Raw genomic sequence first — 5,608 nt, 5'->3', positions numbered from 1 at the left:
GGCAACAACCCCTTCACGTCCAGCAACACCGGCATGGCTCGTCCGGGCGCCCGTCCGGGTGGCGGCGCCGGTGCGCCTGAGGGCCGTGGCCCGCGTCCCGGTGGCGCTCCGCGTCCCGGTGCCCCCGAGCGTGGCGCCCGTGACGGTGGCGCCCCGCGTCCGGGCGGTGCCCGTGACGGTGGCGCTCCGCGTCCCGGTGGTGCCCCGCGTCCCGGTGGCGCTCCCGGCGCCGGTGCTCCGCGTCCGGGCGGTGCTCCCGCTCCCGGCGGGATGCCGCGTCCGCAGGGCCCGCGTCCCGGCCCGACCCCCGGCGGCATGCCGCGCCCGAACCCGGGCATGATGCCGCAGCGTCCCGGCCCGCGTCCGGGCCCCGGCGGTGCCGGTCGCCCCGGTGGCGGCCCCGGTGCCCGTCCAGGTGGCGCTGGTGGCGCGCGTCCCGGCTTCCAGGGTCGTCCGGCCGGTCCGGGCTCCCGTCCGGCCGGCGGCGGCTTCGGCGGCCCGCGTCCGGGTGGCGGCGGCGGTGGCGGCGGCTTCGGCGGCGCCCGTCCCGGTGGTGGCGGCGGCTTCGGCGGTCGTCCCGGTGGTCCCGGTGCCCGTGGTGGCACGCAGGGCGCCTTCGGCCGTGGCCCCGGTGGCCGTCCGGCCCGTGGCCGTAAGTCGAAGCGCGCGAAGCGCCAGGAGTACGAGGCCATGCAGGCCCCGTCCGTCGGCGGTGTGATGCTGCCGAAGGGCCACGGCGAGACCGTGCGCCTTTCGCGTGGCGCCTCCCTGACGGACTTCGCGGACAAGATCAACGCCAACCCGGCGGCGCTCGTCTCCGTGATGTTCAACCTCGGTGAGATGGTCACCGCGACGCAGTCCGTCTCCGACGACATCCTGCAGATGCTCGCCGGTGAGATGGGCTTCACGCTGGAGATCGTCTCCCGCGAGGACGAGGACCGCGAGCTGCTCGAGTCGTTCGACATCGACTTCGGTGAGGACGAGGGCGGCGAGGACGACCTCGCGCCGCGTCCGCCGGTCGTGACCGTCATGGGTCACGTCGACCACGGTAAGACCCGACTGCTGGACGCGATCCGCAAGTCCAACGTGGTCGCGGGCGAGGCCGGTGGCATCACCCAGCACATCGGCGCCTACCAGGTCGTCACCGAGGTCAACGGCGAGGAGCGTGCCATCACGTTCCTGGACACCCCGGGTCACGAGGCGTTCACCGCCATGCGTGCCCGTGGTGCCAAGTCCACCGACATCGCGATCCTGGTGGTCGCGGCCAACGACGGTGTCATGCCGCAGACGGTCGAGGCGCTCAACCACGCCAAGGCCGCCGGTGTGCCGATCGTGGTCGCCGTCAACAAGATCGACGTCGAGGGCGCCGACCCGACCAAGGTCCGCGGTCAGCTGACCGAGTTCGGTCTGGTGGCCGAGGAGTACGGCGGCGACACCATGTTCGTCGACATCTCCGCCCGCCAGGGCCTGCACATCGACTCCCTGCTGGAGGCCGTGGTTCTGACCGCGGACGCCAGCCTGGACCTGCGGGCCAACCCGGAGCAGGACGCCCAGGGCATCGCGATCGAGGCCCACCTGGACAAGGGCCGCGGCGCCATGGCGACCGTCCTGGTCCAGCGCGGCACCCTGCACGTCGGTGACTCGATCGTGGTCGGCGACAGCTACGGCCGCGTCCGCGCCATGCTCGACGAGAACGGCAACAACCTGCAGGAGGCCGGTCCGTCGCGTCCGGTGCTGCTGCTCGGTCTGACCTCGGTGCCCCGCGCCGGCGACAGCTTCATCGTCGTCGACGAGGACCGTACGGCCCGCCAGATCGCCGAGAAGCGCTCGGCCCGCGACCGCAACGCGATGTTCGCGCGTCGCCCGGTCCGCGTCTCGCTCGAGGACCTGGACAAGGCCATCGCCGCCGGCGGCATCCAGCAGCTCAACCTCATCATCAAGGGTGATGTCTCCGGTTCCGTGGAGGCCCTGGAGGACGCGCTGCTCAAGCTGGACGTGGGCGAGGAGGTCGAGCTCCGCATCCTGCACCGCGGTGTGGGTGCGATCACCGAGTCCGACGTCGACCTGGCCATGGGCTCCGACGCCATCATCCTGGGCTTCAACGTCCGGGCCGAGGGCCGCGCCCGTACGGCGGCGGACCGCGAGGGCGTCGACATCCGCTACTACTCGGTCATCTACCAGGCGATCGAGGAGATCGAGGCGGCGCTCAAGGGCCTGCTCAAGCCGGAGTACGAGGAGGTGCGCCTCGGCTCCGCGGAGATCCGCGAGGTCTTCCGCTCCTCCAAGTTCGGCAACATCGCCGGTGTGCTGGTCCGCGAGGGCCTCATCCGACGCAACGCCAAGGCCCGCCTCATCCGCGACGGCAAGGTCGTGGCGGAGAACCTCACCATCGAGGGTCTGCGCCGCTTCAAGGACGACGCGACCGAGGTCCGCGAGGGCTTCGAGGCCGGTGTCACCCTGGGGTCCTACAACGACATCAAGGTCGAGGACACCATCGAGACCTACGAGATGCGCGAGAAGCCGCGCTCGTAAGTCCGTAAGGCCGTGAGAGGGGGCCGGGAGACGGAGCCAATTCCGTCGACCGGCCCCCTCCTCGCTCGGTACGGTGAGGGCATAGCAAGCCCCACCAATCCCCGAGGCCTCACAGGTCGGCGTGACCTGTCACACATGTTCGTGGGAACACTTACGTTCGATCTGCTCCTGGGTGATATTCACTCCCTCAAGGAGAAGCGGTCGATCGTGCGGCCCATCGTGGCCGAACTGCAGCGCAAGTACAGCGTGTGCGCTGCGGAGACCGGAAACCAGGATCTGCACCGCCGGGCCGAGATCGGCCTGGCCGTCGTCTCCGGCGAGGCGTCCTACGTCGTCGAGATCCTGGACAGCTGCGAGCGGTTGGTCTCGGGCAGGCCCGAGGTGCAGCTGCTGTCCGCGAGGCGCAGGCTTCGCGACGACGAGGACGAGTAGGACAATCGGACAGGTCGCCCCAAGGAGGGCGTCCGCGGGTACCGTTCCCATGGTGCCCACCAGCACGAGGAGGACCAGTGACCGACACCGCGAGGGCGCGCAAGCTCGCAGACCGCATCCGGGTGGTCGTCGCGGAGACGCTCCAGCGGCGGATCAAGGATCCGCGGCTCGGTTTCGTCACCATCACCGACGCCCGAGTGACGGGTGACCTGCGCGAGGCCAGCGTCTTCTACACCGTCCACGGCGACGAGACCGCGCGGGAGGCCTCGGCCGCCGCGCTGGAGAGCGCCAAGGGCATCCTGCGCTCGACGGTCGGGCGCGAGACGGGGGTCAGGTTCACCCCGACGCTCACCTTCGTCCTCGATGCCATCCCGGACACCGCCCGTCACCTGGACGACCTGCTCGTCAAGGCGCGGGCCCAGGACGCCGAGGTGCGCAGCGTCGCCGTCGGCAAGTCCTTCGCGGGCGAGGCCGACCCGTACCGCAAGCCCGGCGAGTACGACGACGTCGACGGCGAGGGCTCCCTCGACGCCGACGACGAGGCAGAGGACGAGTAGTCGTGCCCGGCCGGCCGGAGCACGTGGCCCCGCACGTCGACATCGAGACGCCCACCGGTGCGGTGGGCGTCTCGGCCCCCGCGCTGCCCGCTCCGCGCGGGGAGCTGCGGCGGCCCGGTGAGGCGGACTGGCAGGCGGTGCTGGACGCGATCGCCGACGCCTCCTCGGTGGACCTGCTCGCGCACGTCCTGCCCGACGGCGACGCGCTGGGCTCGGCCCTGGCCGTCGGTCTCGCGCTGCGGGAGCGCGGCGTCGAGGTGCGTGTCTCCTTCGGCGACGACCCGCAGGTCGTGCCCGCCTCCCTGTCGTTCCTGCCCGGCCAGGAGCTGATCGTCCCGGTCGCGGAGGTTCCCGAGCGACCCGAGCTGATGATCAGCTTCGACGTCGCCGACGCGCGGCGCCTCGGCCTGTTGCAGGCCAAGGCGGAGGCCGCGCGGCAGCTGGTCGTCGTCGACCACCACACCTCCAACGCCGGCTTCGGCACGCTCCGCCTGATCGACCCGCTGGCCCCGGCCACCGCGGTCCTCGTCGACGAGCTGCTGCGCCGTCTCGGCGTGCCGCTGGACCAGCAGATCGCCACCTGCCTGTACGCCGGGGTCGCCAGCGACACCGGCTCCTTCCGCTACGCGGCGACGACGCCCGCCACCCACGAGTTCGCCGCCCGCCTGCTGGCGGCCGGGGTTCCCCACGACGCCATCTCCCGGCGGCTGTGGGACACGCAGTCCTTCGGCTACCTGAAGGTGCTGGCTGCCGCGCTCGAGCGGGCCGTGCTGGAGCCCGGGGCGGCCTGCGGCCGGGGCCTCGTCTGGACCTGGGTGCCCTGGGCCGACCTGCTCGCCCACGGCGTGCCGCCGGAGCAGATCGAGGGCCTGATCGACGTGGTCCGCAAGGCCGCCGAGGCCGAGGTCGCGCTGGTCCTCAAGGAGGATCCGGACGGCAGCCTGCGCGGTTCCTCCCGCGCGAACGGGTCCGTCGACGTGGCCGCGGCCTGCGCGGCGCTGGGCGGCGGAGGTCACGCCTACGCGGCCGGCTTCACCTCGCACCGGGGCGTCCCGGCCACCGTCGCGGCGTTCCGCACCGCTCTCGACGCGCAGCCCGCGCCGATCTCCGACTGAGTCCACCGCAACGCGGTCCTCCGAAGCGAAAGACTGAAACCCCTCGTGAAGCGCAAGGGCACCGGCCCTGACGGTCTGGTCATCGTCGACAAGCCGGCCGGGATCACCTCCCACACCGTCGTCGCCCGCATCCGCCGTCTGGCCGGCACCCGCAAGGTGGGCCACGCCGGGACGCTGGACCCGATGGCGACGGGCGTCCTCGTCGTCGGCAGCGAGAAGGCGACGCGCCTGCTCGGCCACCTGGCGCTGACGACGAAGACCTACGAGGCGACGATCCGCCTCGGTCAGACCACGGTCACCGACGACGCGGAGGGCGAGGTCACCGCGGTGACGTCGGCGCAGGGCGTCACGGACGAGGCGATCGCGGCCGGCGTGGCCAAGCTGACCGGCGACATCGAGCAGGTGCCGTCGAGCGTCAGCGCGATCAAGATCGACGGCAAGCGCTCGTACGCGCGCGTCCGCGAGGGCGAGGAGGTCGAGCTGGCCGCCCGCCCGGTCACCGTCTCCCGCTTCGAGGTCCACGCGCGGCGTGACGTGGTCACGGAGGATGGCACGCCCGTCGTCGACCTGGATGTCACGGTGGACTGCTCCTCCGGCACCTACATCCGCGCCCTCGCCCGCGACCTGGGCGCGGACCTCGGCGTCGGCGGCCACCTCACCGCGCTGCGGCGCACGCGCGTCGGCGCCTACGGGCTCGATGTCGCGCACACGCTGGAGGAACTGGAGGAGTCCTTCGCCGACAACGTCCTGCCGATCGCCGACGCCGCCGCGGCCGCGTTCCCGCGTTGGGACGTGAACGAGCAGCAGGCCCGCCTGCTGGCGACCGGCGTGCGCATCGACGCCCCCGGGATGGGCGTCAGCGACCCGATCGCGGTCTTCGACCCGGACGGCCGCTTCCTGGCGCTGATCGAGGAGCGCGGCGGCAAGGCGAAGTCGCTCGCCGTCTTCGTCTGAGCCAGGGCTGGGCTGGCC

The 5,608-nt window shown here is 72.5% G+C and carries 5 protein-coding genes; all 5 read left to right on the top strand.

Features of this window, described 5'->3' with window-relative positions; all coding sequences use genetic code 11:
- On the top strand, window positions 1–2,532 hold a 2,532-nt coding region (infB, locus tag TR49_RS39340), incomplete at its 5' end, for a translation initiation factor IF-2 (protein WP_042391271.1).
- Between the two features lie 135 nt (window positions 2,533–2,667).
- Window positions 2,668–2,964, top strand: coding sequence for a DUF503 domain-containing protein (locus tag TR49_RS39335; protein WP_042391269.1), 297 nt, complete (start codon window positions 2,668–2,670; stop codon window positions 2,962–2,964).
- Between the two features lie 77 nt (window positions 2,965–3,041).
- Window positions 3,042–3,521, top strand: a complete 480-nt coding sequence (gene rbfA / locus TR49_RS39330; protein WP_042391267.1) for a 30S ribosome-binding factor RbfA — start codon at window positions 3,042–3,044, stop codon at window positions 3,519–3,521.
- 2 nt (window positions 3,522–3,523) lie between these two features.
- Window positions 3,524–4,636, top strand: a complete 1,113-nt coding sequence (locus TR49_RS39325; RefSeq protein WP_052435004.1) for a DHH family phosphoesterase — start codon at window positions 3,524–3,526, stop codon at window positions 4,634–4,636.
- 45 nt (window positions 4,637–4,681) lie between these two features.
- On the top strand, window positions 4,682–5,590 hold the full coding sequence (truB, locus tag TR49_RS39320; protein WP_042391265.1) for a tRNA pseudouridine(55) synthase TruB: 909 nt from the start codon (window positions 4,682–4,684) through the stop codon (window positions 5,588–5,590).
- Window positions 5,591–5,608 lie beyond the last annotated feature (18 nt).

Origin of the sequence: Streptacidiphilus melanogenes, assembly GCF_000787835.1 — a bacterium.
GTDB classification, from domain to species: Bacteria; Actinomycetota; Actinomycetes; order Streptomycetales; family Streptomycetaceae; genus Streptacidiphilus; species Streptacidiphilus melanogenes.
The sequence above is the reverse complement of the archived record's forward strand: the minus strand, read 5'-3'. Positions and strand labels throughout refer to the sequence as shown.

What these genes read in the sequence shown, in the direction of transcription:
- TR49_RS39335 (WP_042391269.1), top strand. Translation starts at nt 2,668, where the DNA reads ATGTTCGTGGGAACACTTACGTTCGATCTGCTCCTGGGTGATATTCAC.